This window comes from Acidobacteriota bacterium, from assembly GCA_026393675.1.
GTDB lineage: Bacteria > Acidobacteriota > Vicinamibacteria > Vicinamibacterales > JAKQTR01 > JBAXOX01.
In genome coordinates this window covers 1-25,871 of sequence record JAPKZQ010000028.1, presented here as the reverse complement: position 1 = coordinate 25,871, position 25,871 = coordinate 1, and the positions used below count along the sequence as shown (strand labels likewise).

At 66.8% G+C, this 25,871-nt stretch carries 19 protein-coding genes; 11 read left to right on the top strand and 8 right to left on the bottom strand.

Annotated elements, in window-relative coordinates:
* The first annotated feature begins 90 nt into the window (after positions 1-90).
* The 5 genes from NT151_07520 (at position 91) to ppk1 (ending at position 9,207) form a co-directional block, all read left to right on the top strand.
* Positions 91-2,181, top strand: coding sequence for a sensor histidine kinase (locus NT151_07520; protein ID MCX6538764.1), 2,091 nt, complete (start codon positions 91-93; stop codon positions 2,179-2,181).
* The gene (locus NT151_07515; protein ID MCX6538763.1) at positions 2,181-2,870 is read left to right on the top strand and encodes a response regulator transcription factor; all 690 of its coding nucleotides are present in this window, start codon (positions 2,181-2,183) and stop codon (positions 2,868-2,870) included. Before NT151_07520 ends, NT151_07515 begins: the two co-directional genes overlap by 1 nt.
* 157 nt (positions 2,871-3,027) lie before the next feature.
* A complete protein-coding gene (locus NT151_07510) occupies positions 3,028-5,244 on the top strand; it encodes a hypothetical protein (GenBank protein ID MCX6538762.1) in 2,217 nt (738 codons plus the stop codon).
* A gap of 190 nt (positions 5,245-5,434) precedes the next feature.
* A complete protein-coding gene (locus tag NT151_07505; GenBank protein MCX6538761.1) occupies positions 5,435-6,991 on the top strand; it encodes an HD domain-containing protein in 1,557 nt (518 codons plus the stop codon).
* Positions 6,988-9,207: a polyphosphate kinase 1 gene (ppk1, locus tag NT151_07500; GenBank protein MCX6538760.1), complete on the top strand. Its 2,220-nt coding sequence runs from the start codon at positions 6,988-6,990 to the stop codon at positions 9,205-9,207. Before NT151_07505 ends, ppk1 begins: the two co-directional genes overlap by 4 nt.
* Before the next feature lie 62 nt (positions 9,208-9,269).
* On the opposite strand, the gene NT151_07495 is transcribed toward ppk1, so the two are convergent.
* From NT151_07495 to NT151_07460, 8 genes are all read right to left on the bottom strand, one after another.
* The gene (locus tag NT151_07495; protein MCX6538759.1) at positions 9,270-10,904 is read right to left on the bottom strand and encodes an NADH-quinone oxidoreductase subunit C; all 1,635 of its coding nucleotides are present in this window, start codon (positions 10,902-10,904) and stop codon (positions 9,270-9,272) included.
* Positions 10,901-12,367 carry a proton-conducting transporter membrane subunit gene (locus NT151_07490; protein MCX6538758.1) on the bottom strand — a complete coding sequence of 489 codons (1,467 nt, stop codon included), beginning with the start codon at positions 12,365-12,367 and terminating at the stop codon, positions 10,901-10,903. Before NT151_07490 ends, NT151_07495 begins: the two co-directional genes overlap by 4 nt.
* Positions 12,368-12,371: 4 nt before the next feature.
* Complete coding sequence (locus NT151_07485; GenBank protein MCX6538757.1) at positions 12,372-13,028, bottom strand: hypothetical protein; 657 nt, start codon at positions 13,026-13,028, stop codon at positions 12,372-12,374.
* A gap of 6 nt (positions 13,029-13,034) precedes the next feature.
* Positions 13,035-14,105 (bottom strand): respiratory chain complex I subunit 1 family protein, encoded by a 1,071-nt coding sequence (locus tag NT151_07480; protein ID MCX6538756.1) that lies wholly within the window; start codon positions 14,103-14,105, stop codon positions 13,035-13,037.
* A gap of 15 nt (positions 14,106-14,120) precedes the next feature.
* On the bottom strand, positions 14,121-16,178 hold the full coding sequence (locus tag NT151_07475) for a proton-conducting transporter membrane subunit (protein MCX6538755.1): 2,058 nt from the start codon (positions 16,176-16,178) through the stop codon (positions 14,121-14,123).
* A complete protein-coding gene (locus tag NT151_07470) occupies positions 16,175-16,744 on the bottom strand; it encodes an NADH-quinone oxidoreductase subunit B family protein (GenBank protein MCX6538754.1) in 570 nt (189 codons plus the stop codon). Before NT151_07470 ends, NT151_07475 begins: the two co-directional genes overlap by 4 nt.
* Positions 16,741-17,091: a metalloregulator ArsR/SmtB family transcription factor gene (locus NT151_07465; GenBank protein ID MCX6538753.1), complete on the bottom strand. Its 351-nt coding sequence runs from the start codon at positions 17,089-17,091 to the stop codon at positions 16,741-16,743. The genes NT151_07470 and NT151_07465 overlap by 4 nt, the downstream gene beginning before the upstream one ends.
* 215 nt (positions 17,092-17,306) lie before the next feature.
* Positions 17,307-18,878: a VWA domain-containing protein gene (locus NT151_07460; protein ID MCX6538752.1), complete on the bottom strand. Its 1,572-nt coding sequence runs from the start codon at positions 18,876-18,878 to the stop codon at positions 17,307-17,309.
* Between the two features lie 190 nt (positions 18,879-19,068).
* Here NT151_07460 and NT151_07455 point away from each other — a divergent pair, with 190 nt between their 5' ends.
* The 6 genes from NT151_07455 to NT151_07430 form a co-directional block, all read left to right on the top strand.
* Entirely contained in the window at positions 19,069-19,278 is a 210-nt protein-coding gene (locus NT151_07455; GenBank protein MCX6538751.1) for a type II toxin-antitoxin system VapB family antitoxin, read from the top strand.
* Between the two features lie 94 nt (positions 19,279-19,372).
* Positions 19,373-20,104, top strand: a complete 732-nt coding sequence (locus NT151_07450; protein MCX6538750.1) for an ABC transporter ATP-binding protein — start codon at positions 19,373-19,375, stop codon at positions 20,102-20,104.
* Positions 20,105-21,832 (top strand): hypothetical protein, encoded by a 1,728-nt coding sequence (locus tag NT151_07445; GenBank protein MCX6538749.1) that lies wholly within the window; start codon positions 20,105-20,107, stop codon positions 21,830-21,832.
* A gap of 318 nt (positions 21,833-22,150) precedes the next feature.
* Positions 22,151-24,184 carry a M13 family peptidase gene (locus NT151_07440; GenBank protein MCX6538748.1) on the top strand — a complete coding sequence of 678 codons (2,034 nt, stop codon included), beginning with the start codon at positions 22,151-22,153 and terminating at the stop codon, positions 24,182-24,184.
* Between the two features lie 658 nt (positions 24,185-24,842).
* Positions 24,843-25,094 carry a delta-60 repeat domain-containing protein gene (locus NT151_07435; protein MCX6538747.1) on the top strand — a complete coding sequence of 84 codons (252 nt, stop codon included), beginning with the start codon at positions 24,843-24,845 and terminating at the stop codon, positions 25,092-25,094.
* Positions 25,064-25,871: RCC1 repeat-containing protein (locus NT151_07430; protein MCX6538746.1), on the top strand; the 808-nt coding region annotated here is incomplete at its 3' end. The genes NT151_07435 and NT151_07430, both read left to right, overlap by 31 nt.

Genomic DNA, 25,871 nt, shown 5'->3' with positions numbered 1-25,871 from the left:
CCTCACTGTGCTATAACCGGGCCGACCATGCCGATCGGTCAACCCGGTATCCGCCACTCCGGCCCGCGCCTGCTTTGGCGACCTCTCGTCTTGCTCACCGCCTGCATCGTCATCGCGGGAGCCGGGCTTGCGTGGTTCATGGTGCGCACCGTGATCCAGGAGCGCACCGTCGCCGCCCAGGAGATCCGCGACGCCGCAACGGCCGCGGCATCGCGCGTTGCCGAGCGGATCGTCCCAGAGCTTGAGCGTCTCGAGCGCGGCCTTCGGGTGACGATGGCCGAGGGCGCCGGTGCGGAAAGCGCGGGGGGCACGGTGCCGGACCCGGACCTTCGGGCGGTCACCGGAGACGACGCTACGGCGGCCGCTGCACCAGCAGCGGGCGGGCGGGAAACCAGCGGCGACGGCAGCGTCCTGCTGCTCGTGCGCCGTGATGGCGCAGTGGCGTGGCCGCGTGGGCGCTTGCTCTACGAACTTGAGCCAGCAAGCCCCAGGGTCGACGAGCCTGTGTGGCCCGCGGCGCTTCGGGCGGCGGAAGCGCTCGAGATTCGCGCCCGGGACAATGCAGGCGCGATCGTGGCGTACCGCGCCATGCTCGCGCCGGCCGCCTCCAACCCGCAACTGCGCCTTGCCGTGCAGCAGCGCCTCGCGCGATCGCTGCGCAAGGCGGGGCGCGCCACAGAAGCGATCGAGGTCCTGCAGCAGATCATCGACGCGCATCCGTCGGATAGCAGCCCCGCAGTGGCGGGCGCGTGGTATGACCGCTGCGCCCTGATCCGGGATAATCACTCCGGGAGTGATTTGGCCGCCGCCGTCTGCGCCGTCGGGTTCTACACCGGGCTGGTCGATGGGCAGTGGAGACTCGAGAAGCCGCTCTACGAGTTCTACGCGGATAGCGCGCGCCGATGGACGCAGCCGCTGGCCGGCCGCACCGACGTCGCCCGCCTGATCGCCCGCGAAGCCTCACAACTCGCGCTGACCGGGGCCGCGCAGGCCGCGCTTCTGGCCTGGCGCGCGGAGCGACGCCGCGAGCCGGCCGGGCACCTGGTCCTCACCGACCGCGCGTCGCCCATCGTCCTCGCCTGGCGCAGCTCCGGCCAGGGCGAGGCGGTGCTGCTTGTCCTGGGACCGGCCGCTGCGGCGACCCGGGTCTTCTCGCCGCTGGCTGCGAAATACGCATCTGGCCACGCGGTGTCGATCGCGACTAACCGCGTCGTGGTATTCCCGCTCTCGGGCGGCGAGGTCGGGCGTGCCGGAAGTGGGCAGGACGTGGCCACGATTGCCGCCCAGGACGCCGCCACGATCACCGTGGAGGACGGCCCGGTGGTCTGGCGGGTCACGGCCCGGCCTGATGCCGCACGCGATGCCCGCCGGGGCGTGACGGTGCGCACCGGCGTCTACCTGGGGACCCTCGCGCTGATGCTGCTGTCGGTGGCGCTCGCCGGGTACTTCGCCATCCGGACGGTGCGCCAGGAACTGGAAGTGGCGCGTCTCAAGTCGGAGTTCGTGTCGGCGGTGTCGCATGAGTTCCGCTCGCCGCTTTCCGCCATATCGCACCTCGCGGAGCTACTCGATATGGGGCGCGTCAAAGACGAGGACCGCAAGCGCGAGTACTACCGGCTGATCGTGGGCGAGAGCGGGCGGCTCCGGCGCCTGGTCGAAAACCTCCTCAATTTCGCCCGTATCGAGGAGGGCCGGCAGCAGTTCCACCTCGAGCCGATGGAGGTCGAGCGATGGTTGCGGCGCACGGTGGATGAGTTCCAGGCCAGCCCCGCCGCGGCCGGCAAGGAGATCGTTGTCGTTGTCGCGCCGGATCTGCCGCGGCTTCGCGTGGATGCGGAGTCGATGACGACGGTGGTGGGGAACCTGCTCGACAACGCGGTGAAGTACTCGCCCGCATCGGCGCGCGTGTGGGTGGAGGCGAGCCTCGTCACGGGGGCGGTCGAAATTCGGGTCCGAGACGAGGGCGTCGGCATCGCGGAAGAGGATCAGGCGCACATCTTCGAACGGTTCTATCGCGCTCGCGACGCGGGGTCGGGGCCGGTGCCGGGCACCGGCCTGGGTCTCGCGCTCGTGCAGCGAATCGTGGCGGCGCACGGCGGCACGGTGGCCGTGAAGAGCCGCGTGGGCGAGGGCAGCACCTTCACTGTGCGGCTGCCCGCGTGGCGGGGGGAGGAGGCGTGATGGGCGAGACGACCCGCATCCTCGTGGTGGAAGACGAATACGCGATCGCGGTCGGGCTGCGCGACGACCTGGAAGCCGAAGGGTACCAGGTGGACGTGGTGGCAGACGGCCTCGAGGGCGAGCGCACCGCGCGCACCGGCAGCTACGACCTCATCCTGCTCGATCTGATGCTGCCGAAGAAAGACGGCTTCGCCGTGTGCCGCGCGCTGCGCGCCTCGGGCGTGAAGACACCCATCATCGTCCTGACCGCGCGGGCGCAGGAAGCCGACAAGGTGCTCGGGCTGGAGCTGGGCGCCGACGATTACGTGACCAAGCCATTCGGCTCGCGCGAGTTGATGGCGCGCGTGCGGGCCGTCCTGCGCCGCGTGGCCGACGCCGCGCCGGGGCCAGCCACCTTCGAGCGTGGCGACCTGGTCGTCGACTTCAACCGCTACGAGACCCGGCGGGCCGGGCAAGTGGTGGCGCTCACGCCCACGGAGTACCGGCTGCTGGCCGCGCTCGTGAAAAGCGGCGGGAGCGTGCTGTCGGTCGACCAGCTCATCGACCAAGTCTGGGGCAAAGGCATCGCACTCACCGATCGCGTCGTCTACACGCACGTCAACAAGCTGCGCGCGAAGATCGAGCCCAACCCCGCAAGGCCCGTCATTGTCGTGGGCGTGCGCGGTGTGGGGTACAGGCTGGGTGACTGATGCGTGCCGCGCCCTGCCGTGTCGCTCCCTGCTACGCCGCCGCCCGTCACGCCGCGCGGGCAATCTTGTCCGAGCGGGATCGCGAACGTGACCGGATCGTGACGCAGCGCGCCGCCGAACGGCGTAGCCTGTGTGCGACCTGTGAGGAGGGTTCGCGATGAAGATCATCTCTGCATGGCTGCTCGGCGTGGTGGTGGTGATGGTGGCGTGCGGCGCGTATGGGCTCGCCGCCCAGCAGAAACCCGTGTCCGCCGATGTGCTGATGGGCCAGGCGCTGCACCAGGAGCAGAACGAAGGCCGCATCGAGGACGCGATCGCCAGCTACAAGAAGGTGCTGGCGGCGGCCGACGCCACGCGCGAGCAGAAAGCCCGTGCGCAGTTCCGCATTGGCGCCTGCTACGAGCGCCTGGGTCTCGGTGAGGCGCGCAAGGCGTACGAAACGGTGGTGCGCGACTTTGCCGACCAGGCCGACCTGGTCAGCCAAGCCAAAGCCAGGTTGGCGCGACTTGGCGGAGTCGAGACGACGACGGCCAGCACCGGGCCTGTCGTCAGGCAGGTGTGGCCCGACAGCCAGAATGGGTTCTGGGAAGCCGTCTCGCCAGACGGTCGTTTCCTGTCTGGAGAGGACAAGGTCACCGGCGATCTCGTCATCCGCGAACTGGCCGCCGGTACGACCCGGCGTCTGACCAGCATCCCGAAGGACCGATCGTGGGCGGAGTGGAGCGAGTCTTCGAGGTGGTCTCGGGACGGCCGCTTCGTGGCGTTCTGCTGGTGGTCGACCAAGGAAGCCAAGGTCGGGCCGCAGTCCAAGTTCTCGATTGAGCTTCGGGTCGCTGACCTCCGGGATGGGACGATCAGGGCGGTGTATGCGGATGCCGGGACAAGGGTTGAGAAGGTGCTGGGTTGGTCACCTGACGGCCGGTCCATCCTTGCTGCCTTGAACACGGTCGGCGCGAAGGTCACGTCGCGGCTCGCCTGGATCTCGGTTTCGGACGGGGCCGAGCGCCCGCTCGTGCCGGCCGGCGACTCGAAACTCGACTACGACGCATTCGTGTCGCCCAACGGCGCGTATGTCGTGTACAGAAGCAGTCCCAGCAACTCGAACGGTTCAGACACCACCATCGTGATTCCGTCCAAGGGCGGCGCCGGGAAGCCGTTGCTGCCGACATCCTACAAGAACGTTCGGCCGGTGGGATGGACGCCCGACGGCGAGCACATCGTCTTCGCGACCCAGGCCGGTGACATCCTGGCGGTCCGCGTCGCGGACGGACAGACCGTGGGCGATCCCTTGCGGATCCGGCAGGTGCCGGAATTTGCCAGCCTCGGGATGACGGCCAGCGGCGCACTCTTCTATTCGATTGTCCCGCGCATGATGGGCGAAATCTATCGAGCGGAGATCCGCCCCGATTTCACCCTCGTCGGCAAGCCGTCCAAGATCAGCCTGCCGACATTCCTCCAGAATCTGTTTCCGTCCTGGTCGCCGGATGGGCGGCGGCTCGTCTATCTGGCCAATGCGGCCGCTGAACAACCGCTTCTGACGGTAGTCCTGTCCATCTGGTCGGTGGACACCGGCCTGACGAAGTCCTTCTCGTTACCCTTCATTTTCGAGGGCCCTTTCACCTGGAGTGCGGACGGCCATTTCGTCTTGCTGAAGGGCTTCGACGCGGACGGGACGCGGTCCGGTCTGTACCGCGTGAGCGCGGACACCGGAGCGGCCGACGCGATCCTGGCGGCGGGCTCGGATGCGTTGCCGAAGCGGGACCCGTCGAAGACCGACGCGTCGCTTGTCGGATGGTCGCCGGACGCCGGCATCGTGTACCAGGCAATCAGGTACCGTGACGGGAACGGCCAACTGGGGCCGCTGTCTATCGTCGAGCATCGAATCGCCGAGCATGCCGAGCGCGAGCTCTTCCGCAGCGGCAAGCCCGCTGACTTGGGCGGCCGATTCGCCGTGTCGCGCGACGGGAAATGGCTGGCGTTCGGCTTGAGGGAAGCCGTACCGCCGAAGCGGACCCTGGTGATCCTGCCGGCGGCGGGTGGCGATGCGAAGACCATCCACGAGTTCGACCCCGAAGGCAACGGCGCGTGGGGTCTCGATTGGTCAGCCGACGGCCGCTCGCTGGTATTCGTTGATTGGGGCTGGCGGTACGGGCGAGAGTTGCCCGTACCGGCCGAGTGCTGGCTCTTCGACATGGCCACCGGCGCCGTGAAGACGCTTGCCCCGCCGGACGAGACGGTCGTGCAAGTCGCGCTGTCCCCGAACGGTCGCGAGATCGCCTACGCGGTGCGATGGCGCGAAAAGGACATCAGCGTCTGGGTGATGGAGAACTTCCTCCCACCCAAGCAGGGAAAGGCCGCCCCGGTGAAGAAATAGAAGGCCTCACCGCCCAGCCCAGCACCCCTCCCACCGCCCCGCCCGGCAGACGCTCACGGGTCGGGCGGTGTATGCTGGATAGGATGACGGGTACTGGTGACGGTTTCATCACCTGCGTGCGGCGGCCAGATCACGCCCCGAGAACGGGTGATGAGACCGGTCGTTATCGCCGCCGCGCTCCGTCCACTGCATGAGCGAATCCGACCCGAAACCCGAAGCCGTCGCGGTCATCGATATCGGCGCCAGCGCCGTGCGACTGGTTGTCGCCGAGATCAGGCCCGGCGAACGCCCGTTTCTCATCGAAGAGGCGTCTCGCGGCGTCCTACTCGGCAAAGACACCTTCTCGAGTGGCCGGATTGGCGCGCAGTCGATGGAAGCCGCGCTCAAGGCGCTCGCGGGCTTCCGACGGCTGATGGATGTCTATGGCGTCGCGCGGTACCGGGCCGTGGCGACGAGCGCCGTCCGCGAGGCGACCAATTCAGACACTTTTCTCGACCGCGTGCAGCTTCGGACAGGCCTGCTCGTCGAAATCATCGACGGTTCGGAAGAGAGCCGTCTCACCTACCTGGCCGTTCGCGATCGCCTGAAGGGTCATCCTGCCCTCGACGCGCCGCACACGCTGCTGGTCGAGGTGGGCGGCGGATCGGCCGACCTGACGCTGCTCGAGGGCGCCCGGCCGAAGTACTCGGGCGTCTATGCGCTGGGGTCCGTCCGCATGCGGCAGGGCCTCGCCGCCGCGCAGCGCCCACACGAGCGCGGCGTTCGCGTCATGAGCCGCCACATCACCAACATCGTCGCCGACATCTGCAACGAGATGCCGCTGCGATCGGCGGAGTACGTGATCGCGCTCGGTCAGGATGTGCGGTTTGTCGCGCAGGAACTCGTCGATGCGCCAGAGGGTCGCGTGCGCGAGGTCCCGCGCGACGCGTTCCTGGAGTTCTGCTCACGTATCGAGAAGCTGGACGAGGACGAACTGGTTGCTCGCTACGGGCTATCGCCGGTGGATGCCGAAACGCTCGTGCCGGCGCTGCTCGTGTACCGCGCGCTGCTGGTCGAGACGGCCGCCGCCACGGTCGTTGTGCCGGATGTGTCGTTGCGCGCGGGACTGCTCGCGGATCTGGTCGGGGCCGATGTCGACGCCAACCTGACGGATTTCGGCACCCAAGTGGTGGCCAGCGCCGAGGCACTCGGCGAGAAGTATCGCTACGATGCCAAGCACGCCCACGCGGTCGCCTGGCTGGCGACGCGGCTGTTCGACGAATTCCAGGAAGAGCACGGCTTGTCGCGCCGCGATCGGTTGTTGCTCGAAGCGACCGCGCTCCTGCACGACATCGGCCTGTTCGTGGGTCTGCGCGCGCACCACAGGCACGCGCAATACTTGATTTCGGCCTCGGAGATCTTCGGCCTGACCTCCGACGACAAAGACGTGATTGCCAACGTGGCCAGGTACCATCGCCGCGCGCTGCCGCAACGATCGCACCTGCCGTACATCGCGCTCGATCGCCAGGACCGCGTGCGCGTCAACAAACTGGCGGCGATCCTCCGCGTGGCCAATGCGCTTGATGCCGAGCACGCGCAGAAAATCCAGAACCTCACCGTCCGGCCCGAGGAGAACGGCTGGGTGCTCGACGTCGATGGCACCGGCGATCTGTCGCTCGAGCGGATGGCCGCCGAGGCCCGGGCGGACCTGTTTCTGGATGTGTTCGGCAAGCGCCTGCTGGTGCGGGGCGCCGGGGTGCAGACGTGAGCGCAAAACGGGCGGGCAAAGCGTCGAAGGCGCGCGCGAAGGTCGAGCGCCAGCCGGGGCAGTTCTTCAATCGCGAACTGTCGTGGCTCGCCTTCAACGAGCGCGTCCTCGAAGAAGCCGCCGACCCGACAACCCCGCTCCTCGAACGGGTGAAGTTCGCCACCATCACGGCGTCGAACCTCGACGAGTTCGTGATGGTGCGGGTGGCCGGCCTCCGCCATTCGGTGCGCGACGGCGACGCCGAACCCGACCCGTCGGGGCTCACGCCATCCCGCCAGTTGGCCGAGGTGTCGGCCCGCGCGCATCAGCTCGTGGCGCGGCTCTACACGCTCGTGGTCTCCGAGTTGCTGCCGGCGCTGGCGAAAGAGGGCATTCACGTCGCCCGGCTGGACGACCTCGACCAGTCGCAGCGCGCCGCGGTGACGGCGTACTTCAGGGAAGAGGTGCTGCCCGTCCTCACGCCGTTGGCGATCGACGCGTCGCGGCCCTTCCCGATGCTGTCGGGGCTCAGCCTGAACCTGGCGCTGCGACTGGCGCCGGGCGAAGACGAGAAGGCCCCGCGTCTCGCCATCGTGCAGGTGCCGTCGCGACTGCCGCGGCTGGTCAGGGTGCATGGCGGCGGCCGCAAGCCTGGGAGCGACGCCTCTCGCGGCGGCGAGTCGCGAATCGCGGGCGTCACCGAGCCGGTCACATTCGTGTGGCTCGAGGCCATTATCCTCGCGCATCTCGAGGTGCTGTTTCCTGGCCAGCAGGTGATCGAGTCGGCGGCCATCCGTCTCGCGCGCGACGCGGAACTCGAACTCGATGACGAAGGCGGCGGGTCGTACGTCGAGGCGCTGGAGGAGGAGTTGCGCCAGCGGCGCCGCAACGACGTCGTGCGCCTCGAGGTAGAGGATGGCGTGAGCGACGAACTGCTCGCCGACGTGGCTGATCAGGTCGATGCGGCCGCGCAGGACATCTACCGCGTGGCAGGTCCGGTCGATCTGCGCGCGTTGATGACGCTGGTCGAACTCCCGGGCTTCGAGCGTCTGCGTGAGGCCACGCAGAAGCCGGTGCCGCTCGTCGACGCCCACGAAGAAAGCCACTTCTTCGAGACGCTCGACGCCCGCGACCTGCTCCTGCATCACCCGTACGACTCGTTCGACGCGGTCGTCGCGCTTGTCGATCAGGCGGCCGACGATCCGGACGTGCTCGCCATCAAGATGACGTTGTATCGGCCTGGCACCGACTCGCCGATCATCCGCGCGCTGGAGCGGGCAGCCGATCAGGGCAAGCAGGTGACGGTGGTCGTCGAGTTGATGGCGCGCTTCGACGAGGAGCGCAACATCAAGTGGGCTCGCGCGCTGGAGGAGTCTGGCGCGCACGTCATCTACGGCATCCGCGGCCTCAAGGTGCACGCGAAGATTTGCCTCGTGGTCCGGCGCACCGCACAGGGCATCCGGCGGTACGTGCACCTGGGCACGGGCAACTACAACCACCGCACGGCGAGGCTGTACGTCGACATGGGGTTGATGACGTCATCCCCAAGCGTTGGCGTCGACGCGTCGGCGTTCTTCAACGCGCTCACGGGATTCTCGGATCCGCCGCGGATGCAGCACCTGGTGATGGCGCCCACGCAACTGCGGGAGCGGGTGCTCAAGCTCATCGAGCGCGAGACGCGCCGCGCGCAGGACGGCCAACCCGCGCTCATCCGCGCCAAGATGAACTCGCTGGTCGACGAGCGCGTGATCCAGGCGCTCTATCGGGCGTCGGGCGCGGGTGTCACCATCCACTTGAACGTCCGTGGGATCTGCACGCTTCGACCGGGTGTCGCGCGCCTGAGCGAACACATCTCCGTCGTGTCGATCGTGGGGCGCTTCCTCGAACACACGCGCATTTTCCACTTCCACAACGGCGGCGATAACGAGGTGTATCTGTCGAGCGCCGACTGGATGCCGCGCAATCTCGACCGGCGCATCGAGCTGGCGTTTCCCGTCGACACCATTGACTGCCGCAAGAAGGTGCTCGACGCGCTGGACCAGTTGTTCAAGGACAACGTGAAAGGGCGGCGGCTGGGCCCGGACGGTTTGTGGAAGGTGGCGGTGCGGCCCGCCTCCGAGGCGCCATTCTCCGCGCAACCGGCCTTCTACGAACAGGCGAGACGCGCCTTCGAACGGCGCGAATCCGCATCACCCGACGCCTTCGAGCCGATCACCTCAAAACCCGCACCACGCTGACGTCCCGAGGACACGCAACAACATCGGGCGGCTGATGTAGGTGCCGCCGGAGCCGCCTTTCCCTACAGATCGTTGCCCGAGTACGACAGGTTGAACGATTTGTTGCAGAGCGGGAAGTCGGGGACGATGTTGTCGACGAGCGCGCGGGAGAGCGCGGGCCAGTTGAGAAACGACGGGTCCACGATCTTCACCCGATGCAGCCTTCCGCCATCGTCAGCCATCACCCAGTGAACAATGCAGCCGCGCCAGCCTTCGACCAGCGCGAACGCCGGCTCGTAGGGTGGGAGCGCGGTCATCGGCACCGAGATGGGTCCCGGCGGCAGCAATTCCAGCAGCACGCGGATCACGCGGGCCGACTCCTTCACCTCGGCGATGCGAACCATGGCGCGTGCCCGCACGTCGCCGCTCGTCTCGACCGGCACATGAAGCGCCAGCCGATCATACGGCGGCCGTGGATGATCGCGCCGCACGTCGATGTCGATGCCTGAGCCGCGCGCCACATAGCCCCGCACGGCGTGGTCGCGACCAATCGTCGCATCGAGCACGCCAGCCCGATCGAGTCGATCAGCCACCAGGGAGTTCTCGAGGCAGATGTCGACGACCTCGAGAAAGTCACGCACACACGCGCCGATGTCCCGGAGAAGATCAGCGCCCGCGATCCCGCGCCCTGCCGAAGCCGGCCCCGCGAGAGCCGCGCCTGCGCCAGCGGGCAGAACATCGCACGCAACGCCGCCCGCAATCACGCCACCGCGCAGCAGGCGATTGCCCGTCAGCCGTCCGTTCAGCCGCAGCAGTCGCTCCCTGATCCGATAGCACTGCGACTGCGCCACCGCGTAGCCGGTGTCGCTGATGATCATCCCGAAGTCGGCCACGTGGTTGTACAGCCGCTCCATCTCGAGCAGAACGGCGCGCAGGTGCGCCGAACGCGGCGGGATGTCGACGCCGGCCGCGCATTCTACAGCCTGGCAGAACGCCAGCGCGTGACCAATCGTCGTGTCGCCCGAGATGCGTTCCGCCAGCGCCACGCCGTCTTCTGCCGTGCGCCCCTCGAACAGTTTCTCGGTGCCTTTGTGCGTGAAGAACAACCGCTGCTTGACGTCGATGATCGTCTCGCCGACGGCACTGAACCGGAAGTGCCCGGGTTCGATGATGCCCGCGTGCACAGGGCCCACGGGAATCTCGTACACGCCAGGGCCCTCGACCTCGCCAAACGGAAACGGCCGGCCTTCATCACCGAACGCCGGCACAAAAGCATCCTTGCGAAGAGGGAAGTAGTCCTCGGGCCAGAATCCATGGCGCGCGAGCGGCCGTGGATCGGGATGATCGAGCGGCACGATGCCCATCAGGTCGCGCATCTCGCGTTCGAACCGCGACGCGGGATAGCAACTCATCGCGGAAGACGCGATCACCGGGTTGGCGCCATCAACCCGCGTCGTGATGTGAGCGAACCAATTCTCCTCGTGATGCGCAAACAAGTAGTGGACGCGAAACGCCCCATCACGGGCGCGTCGATCCTCGCCAGCCATTAACACCAGTTCGGCACCCCACTCAGTCCACAGTGCCGCCGTCACCGCCGGCATGCTCGCCGCATCAGCCATTGCGTGAAGTTCCCGCGGGCGCGGCATCCGGACGTCCCGCAAGGCGTAAAGTGAGGCGACGTTCCTCAGCCCGGCGACCGCGTGCGTCATCTCGCTCATGCGGTCATCCCTTCGACAATGCGGCCCAGCAGTGCGCCAACGGCCTCCGGCAGGATCAGGCCGAGCACAACCAGCGCCACCGCGCACACCACAATCGGGGCAAGCGCCCGAGCGTCCCGCTCACCCGACATCACGCCATCGGGTGTGGCGCCGTAAAGCATGCGCAGCAGGTGAGACGAGAGCCCGACGAATCCGATCCCCGCGAGGACCAGCGCGACGCCCGTTTCCCAGACATGCCCCGAGGTGAACCCGGCGCGGAACAGCAGAAATTCCGAGACGAACAAGCCGAACGGCGGCAATCCCATCAACGCCAGCACACCGGTGGCAAACAGCGCACCGGTGGCCGGCATGGTCCGCACCAGACCGCGCACGCCATCGACGTCGGTCGATCCATAGCGGGCAAGAATGCGGCCGGAGAGCAGGAAGCTGGTCGACTTGGCGAGCGCGTGATTCATCATGTGCAAGAGAGACGCGAACACGCCCGCCGGTCCAAACGCGAGGCCCATGCAGATCAGCCCGCTGTGCTCGACGCTCGAGTAGGCGAGCAGCCGCTTGTAACTCTGCTGGCGGACAAGGCTCAACGCGCCGATCAGCACCGAGAACAAACCGATGGCCAGCAGCACCTGATTGGTGAATGCCGCGCCGCCCGGCGTGAGATCGACCACGGCCTTCCAGCGCAGAATCGCGTATTGCGCGACGGCCAGCAGCACGCCCGACATCATCGCGGAGAGCGGCGCGGGCGCTTCCGAGTGCGCATCGGGCAGCCAGGTGTGCATGGGCGCCAGTCCAGCCTTGGTGCCGTAGCCCACCAGCAGGAACACGAACGCAAGCCGCAGCAGGCCGGGATCAAGCACTGGCGCCGAGTGCATCAGGAGCGGCCAGCCAAGCGAGGTCTGACGCTGCCCGGTGATCGTGACGAAATCAAAATACGCGAGCACCGTGCCGGCAAACGCCAGCGCGATGCCGACCGATCCAATCAACAGGTACTTCCACGACGCCTCGACTGACGCCTTCGACCGGTGGAGCGGCACCAGCAGTGCCGACGTGATCGTCGTCGCTTCGATGGCCACCCACATCAACGCGACGTTGTTGACGGTGACCGCCAGCAGCATCGCCAGCACGAACACGTTGCCGTACGCCTGGAACTTACGGCGCGCGGCCGGGTCGTCGTGCCCCGATCCCGGCGTGCCAGGCCCGAGAGCCATCGAGATCGTTCCGACGACGACCACGCAACAGGCCACCAGCGCCGAGAGCGCGTCCACGCGGAAGAGACCCGCCGCCGCTGGCGCGAACGGGGAGCCGCCAATCGCGATGGTCCATAACGCGATCGCCGCGCCCACCGAGATCACCCGGCCCGCCGCGATGATCCAGCCGACCACACGGCGGTCACCAACGCCCAGCGCGGCCAGTACGGCCGACAAGGCAAACGGTCCGGCAAGCGCAAAGAGAAGCAGTGTCTCCATGGCGTCAGTGCTTCAGCCGATTCAACACGTCCACGTCGAGCGTGTTGAATGTGTCGTGGATGTCATAGAGGACAATCTGCATCACCAGGAATCCCATCAGGGCGTCGAGGAACACGCCCAGTTCGACCACCAGCGGCACGCCATACGTCGCGAGCACGGCGAGCAGGGCGATCGCGTTCTCGAGCATCAGAAAGCCGATCACCTGCGTGATGGCCTTCTTGCGGCTCACAATCACGAACAGGCTGACGAAGAGCAGGCCAATCGCGAGCGGGATGCCCGCGCGCGTCGGCGCCGCCGACAGCGTCTGCAGCGGGCGTGCCGCCGTGTAGGCGAGCAGGATCAGCAGGCCGCTGATGACCAGCGATGTCGCCGTGTTCACGAGCGGTTCGCTCTCGCGGTTCTGGCCCACACGATGCGCCAGGCGTGTGAGCAGTCGTGGGATGGCCACGCCCTTCACCGCGATCATCAGCGCCGCGACCCAATACAAATCGTAGTCATGCCCGAAGTAGGCCACCGCCGCGGTGAGCGCGGCCAGCACGTTCGACTGCCACTTGAAGGCCGAGATGTACGCCCCGATGCCGTGCCGCCACAACGCGACGATGGCGCAGAGCAGCACGCCACTTGAGCCCAGCACGGCGACCTGCGAGAAGAGTCCGTCCACGCGGCGCTACCTCAGTCCTTCGATACGCCGGGATGGCTGCTGATTCGCGTCCTCAGGACTGAGTGCTGAGGGAGCTCCTCCAGCCCTGGTGTTCGAAAGCGATTCGGGGCCTGAGTGGCGACTCGAAGCACTCAGCGAGAAAGACGACGTGACAGCCAGCAGGCCGAGCACGAACGAGACAGCCAGCAGTTCGGGCACGCGGAACAACCGCAGCTTCGCGACCCGGGTTTCAAAGAACGCGAGCAGGACGGCCAGCACCACGAGTTTGACCACGATGGCCGCAAACGCAATGGCCAGCGCGGCCGGCGAGAGCGAAGTCGCCAGCCCCCACGGCACGAAGAGGTTGGCCGCGAGCGTCAAAAACACCGTCAGTTTGAGCCACGACGCCCACTCCACCAGCGCGAGATGTGGGCCCGAGTACTCCAGAATCATCGCCTCATGGATCATCGTCAATTCCAAATGCGTGGCCGGATTGTCGACCGGCAGCCGGCCGGTTTCCGCCAGCATGACGATGAAGAGGGCGGCAAAGGCGAGAATGTGACCGGGGCTGAGCGCAACGGTGGGGTTGGCAATCGTGCGCGCCGCCATCTCGCCGAGATTGGTCGAACCGGCGCCGAGCGCAAGTGACAGAATGGCCAGCGCGATCGCGGGTTCGCTGAGCGCGGCAATCGTCATCTCGCGGCTGCTGCCCATGCCGCCAAACGGCGAGCCGGGATCGAGGCCGCCGAGCGCGAGCGCGAACGTCCCGAGCAGCAGCAGGTAGACCAGCGCAAACAGATCGGCGACCTGATTGAAAGGCAGCGGCGTGATGAGCACGGGGACGAGCAGGGCTACGACCACCGTGCTGCCGAACACGACGTAGGGCGCCGTGCGGAATATCCACGACGCGTTTGACGAGATGACGGTTTCCTTGCCGAGGAGTTTGCGCAGTTCGGCGTACGGCTGCCAGATGGGTGCGCCGCGCCGGTTCTGCAGCCGGGCCTTCACCCAGCGAATCAGGCCGACCAGCGCCGGCGCCACCGCGAGGCCCAGCAGCGCCTGCGCGATTTCAATCACGACGCCTGTGACGTTGAACACCACATCCTCCGCGGGTCAGAACCCGATCACCCACACCAGCAACAAGACGAGCACGAACACGATGTAGCCGAGATACGCGTTGACCGAGCCCGACTGCAGGCGCCTTGTCCACACCGCCACCCGCTCCACGCCGTCAACCAGTGGGTCGTAGAGGACGCGCTGGAACCACGGATGGATCGTCGTCCGGTACGTCACCGACTGGATGTAGTACGGCGATTCGGGATGCACGACGCCAACCGCCATGTCCTCGTTCGGCCGATAGAGCTGGTCGAATACGCGACGCAGCGGTTCGGCAAACGCGGTGGAGGTGTATTCCATCCGCGGCGTCTGGCCGATGCGGCCGCATCCCCACGTGTCGCCGATACGCACCGTTCGTCTCGCGACCACGCGCACCACAATCCAGGTGCCGACCAGCGCGGCCACCAGAACCAGCGCGATCGCGACAGGCGACATCGTCGCCATCCCATTCGGCGTGCGCAGCGTCACGCCCAGGTGGAACACTGGCGTCGTCCCCGAGAGCCCTCCGAGACCAGCGAGCGTCGCGAGCGCACCGGTGATGGTCGTGAGCGTGGGAATCGTCGCGAGGGCGAGCAGCGGGCAGGACGCGGCCATCAGCACCATGCCCACGCGCATCGATCGCGGGCTCTCGTGCGCCTGGGCGGCCTCGTTCGATCGGGGGATGGCCAGGCACGAGATGCCGAACGCCTTCACGAACGTCGCGGCGGCCAGCCCGCCGGTCAGCGCCAGCGCGCCGACGCCGAGCGTGAGCAGGCCCGCAATCGCGGCCCGCGAGCTGGCGACGCCAGGCAGGAACGACTGGAAGAGCAGCCACTCGCTCACAAACCCGTTGAGCGGCGGCAGGGCCGCGATTGACATCGCGCCCACCAGGAATGTCGCCACCGTCCACGGCGCGCGCTTCACGAGTCCTCCCAGCAGATTCATGTCGCGCGTGCCCGTCGCGTGCACGATCGATCCGGCACTCAGGAAGAGCGTGCCCTTGAACGCGGCATGGTTGATGACGTGCAGCAGCGCGGCCGCCATCGCGAGCATCGCGGCTTCCGGCTGCGAGAGGCTCAGAAACAGGAATCCGGCGCCAACACCCAGCAACACCAGGCCGACATTCTCCACGGTGGAGTACGCCAGCAGCCGCTTGAGATCATCCGCCACCAGGGCATAGAGCACGCCGGTGAGCGCCGAGGCGGCGCCCAGAATGATGATGAGCGTGCCCCACCACGAGGGCCCGCCTCCGAGTACGTCGAGGCCGATTCGCAGAAGACCGTAGATGCCGAGCTTCACCATCACGGCCGACATGAGCGCCGACACGTGACTTGGCGCGGCTGGATGCGCGCGCGGTAACCACACGTGGAAGGGCACCATGCCGGCCTTCGATCCGAACCCGAGCAGGGCCAGCAGAAAGATGGCATTGCGCGTGCTCGACGGCAATTGCGGCGCGGCGCTGCGCATGGCCGCGAAGGTCCACCCCGCGGCGGTGGGGCCGTCCGCTCCGAGGAGAAAGAACGCGGAAAGGAGCGCCAGCAGTCCCGCGTGCGTCATCGCGAGATACCACACGCCCGCCCGCACCGACTCCTCGCGATCGTGCTCGGTGACGACAAGGAAGAACGAACTGATCGCCATCAGTTCCCAGCAGAGCAGGAACGTGATGGCGTTGGCGGCCGCTGTCACCAGACTCATGCTGAGCAGGAACACGCCGAAGTTGAAGGCCATCCAGCGCGTCGAGTAGCGGCCTTCGTACGACGCCGTGTAGCTGGTGGCGTAGATGCCGACAGGGATCGCGACACCCGAGATGAGCGCGAGGAAGAGCGCACCGAGCCGATCCAGATGGAACAGCCAGCCACCGGCAACCGTCAGGAGCGCTGGTGCCTCGAGGGTCAGCGACGCATCGGTCCACAAGACGAGGCAGGCGAGCGTAAGCCCGGCCGCGCCGCCCACCACTGATCCGATGGCGGTGACCGCTCGGATCAACCGCGGCGTGGGCATGATCAGGCCAGAGGCGGTGATCCCGTAGCCGACCACCATCAACCAGAAGAGCGGGAGCAGGAAGGCGGCGATCATTGCTGCTCCACCCCCGAGGTCGCCGCGGCGCGGGAATCGACCGCTGTCTTCGCCGGCAGCTCCAGCCGGCCAATCGCCACGAGGATGCCGCGCAGGATGTCGGTGGGCGAGGGCGGGCATCCGGAGACGACGACATCAACGGGAATGACCGAATCGACGCTGCCCACCACCGCGTAGCTGCCCGCGAACACGCCGCAGTCCCTCGCGCAGTCGCCGATGCCGACGACCAGTTTCGGATCGGGCGTGGCTTCGTACGTCTTGCGCAAGGGAATCTCCATGTTGCGGGTCACCGGGCCAGTCACCAGCAACAGGTCCGCGTGGCGCGGCGACGCGACGAAATGGAGGCCGAAGCGCTCGAGGTCGTAGACGGGGCCGAGCAGGCCCGAGATTTCGATTTCGCAGCCGTTGCACGAGCCGGCGTCCACGTGGCGGATGCCGACAGCGCGCCTCAGCAGCCGTTGCGCCCGGGCATCGATCTCGCGGATGAGCGTGATCGCTTCGAAGTCGCCCTCGGGCAGCGGCTCGGTCACCGTGCCGACGCGTCGGATCTTCTGGAACAGCTTCATACGACGCGCCGCGCCTCTCGTCTCAGTTCCTTGAGCATCGTCTGCGTATCGACCAGGCGGTTGTTGAAGATGGCGCGGGCCGTGGCGAGCAACTCGTGGATAAGCGGGTCGCGGACGGCGTAACGGACGGAGGTGCCGGCCTTACTGGCCGTCACGAGGTTCTTGGCGCGCAGGATGGCGAGCTGCTGCGACACCGACGGTTGGTCGAGCCCGAGCGCCTCCTGCAATTCCTGGACGCTGCGGTCGCCGGCGCGCAGCTCCTCGAGCAGGCGGATGCGGACCGGGTGCGCGAGGGCGCGGAAGAACTCCGCCTTGAAGACCTGCAGCTCCGTCTCAGGCAATCGCATATCTAGATATTCATATATAACAGATTCATGGGGTGTGTCAACCCGGGCGCTGTGCCGACACCGCGCCATCGCCGGCCGCAGACTGACGGATGGCCCTGCGATTGTGGTGTGAAGGCGATGCGGTCCGCGCTCTGAGGGCCGCAGGGCGAGACGTGTTGTCGGGGGTGTCGACGGTGAGACGTGATCTCAACCGCGGACCACGCCGCGCAGGATGACTACCGCAGTCGCACGGTGGCATGGGCCGTGCGAGACCCTTCGTATTCGTAGAGGAGCACCTTCACGTGCGCCGGATGACCCGTCGCCACGCTGACAGCGATTGTGTACCGGATGCGCTCACGCAGTTGTTGTGCATAGGCCTTCGCGTCGAGCTTCAGGTCGATGCGGCCCCGCTGCTCCCCGAGCACCTTCTCACCCGCATCGCGCGCAAAGGCCGCCACGTCGATGCAGGTGGTCCATTCTTCGCCCTTCTGCACAAAGGTCACCCACTTCGGATCAATCGCGATGTCGACGTCAATGGTCATTGCCTCGCCGGGGCCGCGGTTCAGCCGGGCCTTGAGGTCCATGGGAATGTTGGCCAGCCGGATGTCGACCGGCAGCGCGTTTCGGAATCCGGCCTCGGCGAAGATGCGCCGCAGATCGAGCGGCTCAATCGGCGGCGGCTGGGCCTCGTAGCCATGGCGATAGAGCGCCGTGACGCCGCGCCGCCTCACCTCGACGCGAAGCTCCCGATACTCCCCGTCGGCCGGAGGCTTCGCCGGATAGTAGCCGAGCAGGTACTCGAAGCTCGTCGTTCGTATCAGGCGGTCGAGCGATTTGGCCGCGCTCTGATAGAACCCCGCCACGCCACCCGTCTCCTCTGCCAGGGCCCTGTCGGCCAGAAACCCCATCATCTCGGTCGCATTGGGCGACGAATCGAACGTGCCACCATACTTGCCCGACAGGGGCCTTGGCGGTCGCATGCCGCCTGTCTGAATCACCGACACCGTCGCACGCGCCGCCGCCGCGCTTTGAGCGTAGGAGTCGGCCTGACTGACCGCACGCTCCACCATCAGCACGAGGTGTTTCTCGCCCTCGACATAACGCAGGTACTCGATCATCCGCCGGAGATAGCCCCCATCCCAGAAGTTGATCTGCTTTCCACCCGAGCCGCCGGGGAAAAGCTGGATGCGTGGCAGACCAGGCGCATCAAACAGCGCGGCCAGGTCGACTTGAGTGTCGGGTGCAAGCGGCCAATCGGGCGCCCCGGCCCGGATGCGTTTGCCGTCCCGGTCGAGCTTGTCGTCGATCGCCTCGTGCCGCGCGCGGTACCGCTCGAGCAGCCGTACGACCGCTTCGCGATCGGTGGTCAACTCCGCGAGATGAAGGAAGGCCAGCACCGCCACCCGATCCCCGGGCACGAGGCGCGAGCGCACGAACTCAATGATGGCATCGAGGCCCTTGCCTGGGTCATTCAGGCGGCCACGTCCCAGCACGATGAAGAACGTCCGTGGCGCCCGTGCTGATGAGCCGGCTGTCTCCGGTGTCGCCGCAAGAGAGGACTGGGTGGAGAAGTGCGCGATGTCTTGTCTGACCCCATTCTCGAAGATCGTGAAATCCGCCGCCTTGAGATTCGTGACCGGATTTCCATCCGCATCGACGACGCGGATGTCGACGGGCACCAGCGTCACGCCGGCGCGGAACGGGACGGGCGCGCGGGGCTGCTGGACCTGGGCCACCATCGGCGCCAGCCACCAGAAGGACGCCATCGCGACCCCGACCGCCACACGAAAGCGTGTTCGCGTCAGCACGCTCCAATGCCTCTGTTTCCGGGGGCAGAATGGCTCGGAAGCGACGTTCCTGACCGCGCCATTATCGCATCGTCAGCTCAACCCGGCGCACCTGTTCATCGACGTCACATCGAGAGCGCTGCTCCCGCTTGAACGCATCATTCACGCAGATGACTTGACATCAATAAGCGTGCGAATCACGCTGAATCGTATGCGCATCACCCTGGATCTTCCCGCCGATCTCCTCGAAGAAGCACGCCAGGCGGTCGGGCTCAGATCAAAGACCGACACCGTCGTGCTGGCGCTCCGCGAGTTGCTGCGCGGCCGCCGCATCGACGAACTCAAGTCGCTGTTGGGCAAGGTGCGCCTGGATGTCGATCTCCCGAAGAGCCGGCGGCGCCAGAGGCGGCAGTCCGCATGATCGTCGTCGACACCTCGGTGTGGGTGGCGGCCCTGCCGACAATGCGCCGTTCAGGTCAACCGGCCTCCCCGGACGTTCCGTTGTAAACTGCATCATGGTGATTGACGTCCAGCACCTGACCAAGACGTACGGCTCGTTCAAGGCCGTGGACGACTTCTCGTTCGGCGTCGGTCCCGGCGAGGTCGTCGGCCTCATCGGCCCGAACGGCGCCGGCAAGACCTCCACGCTGCGCTGCCTGGTCGGCATCCAGGCCCCCACCACCGGCACCATCACCATCGGTGGCCACGACATCGTCTCGGACGCGGTCGCCGCCAAGGCCCAGCTCGCGTTCATGGCAGATGAGCCCCAACTGTTCGACTACCTCACGGTGATGGAGCACATGCGCCTCACCGCGCGGCTTTACAAGGTGCTCGACGTCGAGGCGCGTGCCAAGCGGCTGCTCGACGAGCTGGAACTCACCGGGAAAGAGCAGTCGCTGCCGGTGGAACTCTCGCGCGGCATGAAGCAGAAGGTGGCCATCGCGTGCGGCCTGCTGCACGATCCGGCGGTGCTGCTGTTCGACGAGCCGCTGACCGGCCTTGACCCGCTCGGCATCCGGCGGATGAAGGAGACCATCGTGGCGCGCGGCCGGGCCGGCGCGGCCGTGATGGTGTCGTCGCATCTGCTGCACATGGTCGAGGAGATCTGCACGCGCGTCATCATCATCGATCACGGCAGGAAGATCGCCGACGGGACGCTCGACCAACTCAAGGCGCAGCCGGAGCTGGCTGCGGCCGGCTCGTCGCTCGAGCAGATCTTCCTCACGGCCACCGCGCGCGAGCCGTAGATGATCGGCACCTTCGCCTACCTGACGTTCTGCTCGTTCAAAAACCGCATGCGCCGCCGCATCCGGCGCCTGCGCGAGCCCCGCTATCTCGCCAGCCTCATCGTCGGCGGGCTCTATTTCTATTTCATGGTGTTCCGCCCGCGTTCGGACGTGCGGCGCGGCAGTCGGGGTTTCCCTGGGCTGGGGAACCTGGCTGGCCCGATCCAGGTGGTCGCGAGCGTGGTCCTGTTGGTGATCGCCGCGATCGCGTGGGTATGGCCCGGTGCAGGCAAACCCATCACCTTCTCGCGCGCCGAGGTGCAGTTCCTGTTCACTGCGCCGGTCACCCGCCGCCAGTTGCTGCACTTCCGGCTGGTGCGGTCGCAGCTGGGCATGCTGTTCAGTTCGGCGCTTATCACGCTGTTTGTGCGGCCAACCACTCTCGCCAACAGTTGGATGACGGTCATCGGCCTCTGGTTGATCTTCATGGTGGTGCGCCTGCATCTGATGGGGGTCGCGCTCCGCCGGAGCAGCCTCGCGCAACACGGCAAGAGCGGCATCTGGCACCAGTGGGTGCCGCTCGTCATCGTCTTCGGCGCCGTCGGCGTGCTGGTCGAAACCGTCATCAACGGCTGGTCGGCGCTTGTCGCGCTGTCGGAGCCCGGCGCCGTCTTCGCCGAGCTGCAGCGATTGGGCACGACAGGGGCGGCCGGCATCGTGCTCTGGCCATTTCGCACGCTGGCGAGCCTCCCGCTCGCGTCATCGCCCGCCGAGTTTTTTGCGGTGCTGCCGTGGGTGCTGGCCCTGATCGCACTGAACTACGCGTGGGTACTGCGCTCGGATACGTCGTTCGAGGAAGCCTCCGCCGAGCACGCCGAGAAGCGCGCGCTCTCGAAAGCCGCCCCGAAGGCGGTGGCCCGCGGCGCGACGGCCACGCCGTTCCAGTTGGGGCTGGTGGGGCCGCCCGAAACCGCGATTCTCTGGAAAAACCTCATCCTGCTCGGCCGCTACGTGTCGGCGAAGACGTTGCTGCGCCTGCTGCCCATCGTCATCGTGCTCGGGATGGCTGCGCAGGCCTCCGGACGCGCCGGCGGCGTTGCGACCGCCGTCGCCGGGATGTCCATCTGGCTGGCCGCGATGCTTGTCCTGATGGGGCCGCAGATGATGCGCAACGACCTGCGGCAGGACCTCGCGCATCTCGCCATGCTCAAAACGTGGCCCGTATCTGGCGCCGCCATCGTCCGCGGCGAGGTGCTGGCGCCTGCCATCGTGATGTCCGCCGTGACCTTTCTGCTCATCATGTTGGGCGCGCTGCTCGGCACGGGACTTTTCGCGCGCATGGGTGACGCGACACCGCGGACCCTGGACCTCGTATCGTATGCATTGGCGGCGGCGATTCTCGCGCCGCCCATCATCCTCTCGCAAACCGTGGTGCTCAACGGTCTCGCCGTGATGTTTCCGGCATGGGTGTCGCTGGGCACGTCGCGGGCCCGCGGCATCGACGCGATGGGGCAGCGCCTGCTCATGATGGCCGGCATCCTGGTGACCCTCATGCTGTCGCTGCTTCCAGGCGCCGTGGTTGCCGGACTGCTCATCGCTACCGTCTACTGGTACACCGGCACCCTGTTGATCGTGCTCCCGGCGCTGCTGGTGGCGTTTGTCGTCATCGTCGAATGCTGGGTGGTGACGGAGCTGCTCGGCCGCGTGCTCGATCGCACGGATGTGACAGCGGTCGACCCGGTGGAGTGAGATGGTAGACAGTAGTCGGTAGTCGGTAGACGAAGACGCCTGCCCACCGCAGCTGTGCGCGGTTGTGCCGGTGGGAGGGCGGGTTCCGGAGCGGGCCCTCGAACCAAGCCGACAGCGCCCAGTCTGCAAAACGCGTTGCAGGCCAAAGGGATCAGCTGGCGTCTTCGTCCGCCTAAGCGGCAGCCGGCGTCGAGCGGCCCGCCTCCGGCCGGAAACGTGTTTTGCCGGCTTGCGTGAGCGGGGACGCGGAGGAACCGTCGTCCCGTTGGCACGGGGCGACGTGGGCGCGATTCATCGCGCCCGATAGGAGGATCTGTGATGAAGCGGATGATCGCGTGGTGCGTGTTGGCTGGGATGGCAGGGATTTCGACCGTGGCAGCCCAGAAACCGGCCGCGCCACAACTGGTTTCGGGCATCGATATCACGGCGTTCGACAAATCGATGCGGCCACAGGACGACTTCTTCCGCTACGTCAACGGCGCGTGGCTCGACAAGACGCCCATCCCCGCCGACAAACCCTCCTACGGCAGCTTCGAGGTGCTGTACGACAAGGCGCAGGAAAACCTGCGCGCCATTGTCGAGGAGGCAGGCAAATCGGGCGGCGCCCCTGGATCCGACGCCCGCAAGATCGGCGATTTCTACGCCAGCTTCATGGACGAGGCGAAGGTCGAATCACTCGGCACCACGCCACTCTTTGTCGAGCTGGCCGCGATTGACGCGATCAAGACCAAGTCCGACCTCGCCAGAGCCTTTGCCCATATGTACGTGCTCGGCTGCGATACGCCGCTTGCCGCGTTTAGCGAGGGCGACTTCAAGGATCCGAAGAACACGGCGGCCTTCGTCTACCAGAACGGCCTCGGCCTGCCCGATCGCGACTACTACACGAAAGACGATGCGAAACTGGCGGAGTACCGCACGAAGTACGTGGCGTTCCTCGAGGCGATGCACAAGCTCGCCGGGCTCCCATCCACCGATGTCGCGGCCACCGACATCATGGCGCTCGAAACCCACCTGGCGAAAAGCCAGTGGACCAACGTCGAAACGCGCGACATGGTGAAGATGTACAACAAGGTGGCGACCGCCGACCTGGCCACGCAGTTCCCCGGCTTCGATTGGGCCGCGTGGACGGGCGAGCTGAAGATCGCGTCGGCGCCGGCCCTCATCATCGGGCAGCCCTCCTACGTCAAGGCCGTGGCGGCCGCCGTCAACGAGTGGCCCGTCGATCGCTGGAAGCCGTATCTCAAGTCCTCCCTCATCCGCGGCTTTGCGCCGTATCTGCCGAAGGCCTTCGTCGACGCGCGCTTCGAGTTCTACGGCAAGACGCTGAGTGGCACGCCCGAGCAGCGCCCGCGCTGGAAGCGGGCCGTGGCGGCCCTCGACGGCAATCTCGGCGAGATGCTCGGCAAGCTCTACGTCGCCCGTCACTTCCCGGCCCGGGCGAAAGCGCGGATGGAGCAACTGGTCGCCAATCTCCGGCTCGCCTATAAGGACGGCATTGATCATCTCGACTGGATGAGCCCCGAGACCCGGGCGCAGGCGCAGCAGAAGCTGGCCGCCTTCCGGCCGAAGATCGGCTACCCGAACAAGTGGCGCGACTACTCGAAGGTGCAGGTGGTCCGCGACGATCTGGTGGGCAACATGATGCGCGCGCAGGCGGCCGAATTCGCCTTCCAGCTCGCCAAGGTGGGCAAGCCCATCGATCCCGAAGAGTGGGGCATGACGCCGCAGACCATCAACGCGTACTACAACCCCGTCCGCAACGAGGTGGTCTTTCCGGCGGCGATTCTCCAGCCGCCGTTTTTTAACTTAGCGGCCGACGATGCGGTGAACTATGGGGGGATTGGGGCGGTGATTGGCCACGAGATGGGGCATGGGTTCGACGACCAGGGCCGGCGGTTCGACGGCACTGGCACGATGCGCGACTGGTGGACCAAGGATGACGCGTCCGAGTATCAGAAGCGGACCGCGCGCCTGGTGGCGCAGTTCGGCGCGTACGAGGTGCTGCCCGGCCTCAAGGTGAACGGCGAGCTGACGCTGGGCGAGAACATCGGCGATCTGACCGGCCTGGTGATTGGCTATCGCGCCTACCACACGTCGCTTGGCGGCAAGCCCGCGCCCGTCATTGACGGGCTGACCGGCGACCAGCGGTACTTCATGGGCTGGGCGCAGGTGTGGCGGTCGAAGGAGCGCGACGACGCGTTGCGGCAGCAGGTGCTCTCGAACGTGCACGCGCCGGCGAAGGTGCGCGGCAACGGGCCGCTTGGCAACATCCCCGAGTTCTACACCGCGTTTGGCGTGAAGCCCGGCGACAAGCTGTATATCGACCCCGCCCAGCGCGTGAAGATCTGGTAGGGTCGGCCGCTCTCCCTGCGTTCCCAACGCGCACTCTCGTAGGGGCGGCCCCCCGTGGCCGCCCCGCTTCGTCCGAGCAGTTGCCTGCCCGGGCCCGTCTCAGAAATCCCCGGCGGAGCGGCCAACGGTTTTGCCTGAATTCCCAGAGATATCAAAGCGATTTGTCGAGGCAATCCGCGTTTCAGGAATCAGTAGTTTCCGGGAATGCGGCAGTCCATCTTGGAATTGAACGGCGCCCGGACCGGGCTTAGTGGAGCGATTGGCAGATAGGGATGACAGCCTCGGCCGCTGCGGCGTCTGCGATAGACAGTCTCCGGCACAGAGCCGCTATCCGTCTTGACTCGCAGTTAGATCAGGTTCACCATTGGTCCCAGGTTGCGGATAGGCTCTGGGACTTGCCCGATTCGGCCAATCGTGACGTAGTGCCCGCGTAGAGCGCCGCGACCGTTTCCCGTTCGACAGCCCATCAACAGTGGGCTCCCGCCCCCGACGACACGCACTTCTGGGCAGGGTTCGCTGACGCTGCCACCCCGCGACACGGCTCGCCAGACCGTCGTCTTGGCGACCGAGCGTCTCTTATGTCCGATTCACGCATAAGGCCAGGACGCGGATCATCTCGACCTTCAGCGCACCGGATAGGGCAAGCCAGGAGAAAACCATGACGCCCAGCGTTCGGAGTACTACGCGCATCATGGCCGTCGTGTGCATCCTCCTCGGCGCCTGCGCCGTCGCCCGCGCACAGTCGCTCGACACGGCTTTCGATCCCGGCGCGAATGGCAACAGCAGCGCCATTGCGGTGCAGGCGGATGGGAAGATCCTAGTCGGCGGCTACTTCACGATGCTCGGCGGCGGCGCCGGCACCATGACGCGGTCACCCACGTGGCCGAACGACCCACGCCACTCCGGGTAGCTGCGGGCAGCTACCACACGTGCGCACTGACCGTCGGCGGCGGCGTGAAGTGCTGGGGCCTTAACTTCGATGGCCAACTGGGTGACGGCACGCCGACGAGTCGTTCCACGCCGGTGAACGTGAGCGGGTTGACGAGTGGCGTGAGCGCGGTGGCCGCGGGCCGCTTCCATACGTGCGCGGTGACGAGCGGCGGCGGCGTGAAGTGCTGGGGCTCTAACCAATATGGCCAGCTGGGCGACGGCACGACGACGCATCGTTTCACGCCGGTGGATGTGAGCGGGTTGACGAGCGGGGTTATCGCGGTGACCGCGGGCTACTTCCATACGTGCGCGGTGACGAGCGGCGGCGGCGTGAAGTGCTGGGGCTACAACAACAGTGGGCAACTGGGCGACGGCACGAGCCATACGTGCGCGGTGACGAGCGGCGGCGGCGTGAAGTGCTGGGGCTCTAACAACTTGGGGCAGCTGGGCGACGGCACGACGACGCAGCGGGTCACGCCGGTGGATGTGAGCGCGTTGACGAGCGGGGTCAGCGCGGTAGACGCGGGCGGCTACCACACGTGCGCACTGACCGCCGGCGGCGGCGTGAAGTGCTGGGGCCTCAACTCGATTGGTCAGCTGGGCCACGGCACGACGACGCAGCATCTCACGCCGGTGGACGTGAGCGGGTTGACGAGCGGGGTTATCGCGGTGACCGCGGGCTACTTCCATACGTGCGCGGTGACGAGCGGCGGCGGCGTGAAGTGCTGGGGCTACAACAACAGTGGGCAACTGGGCG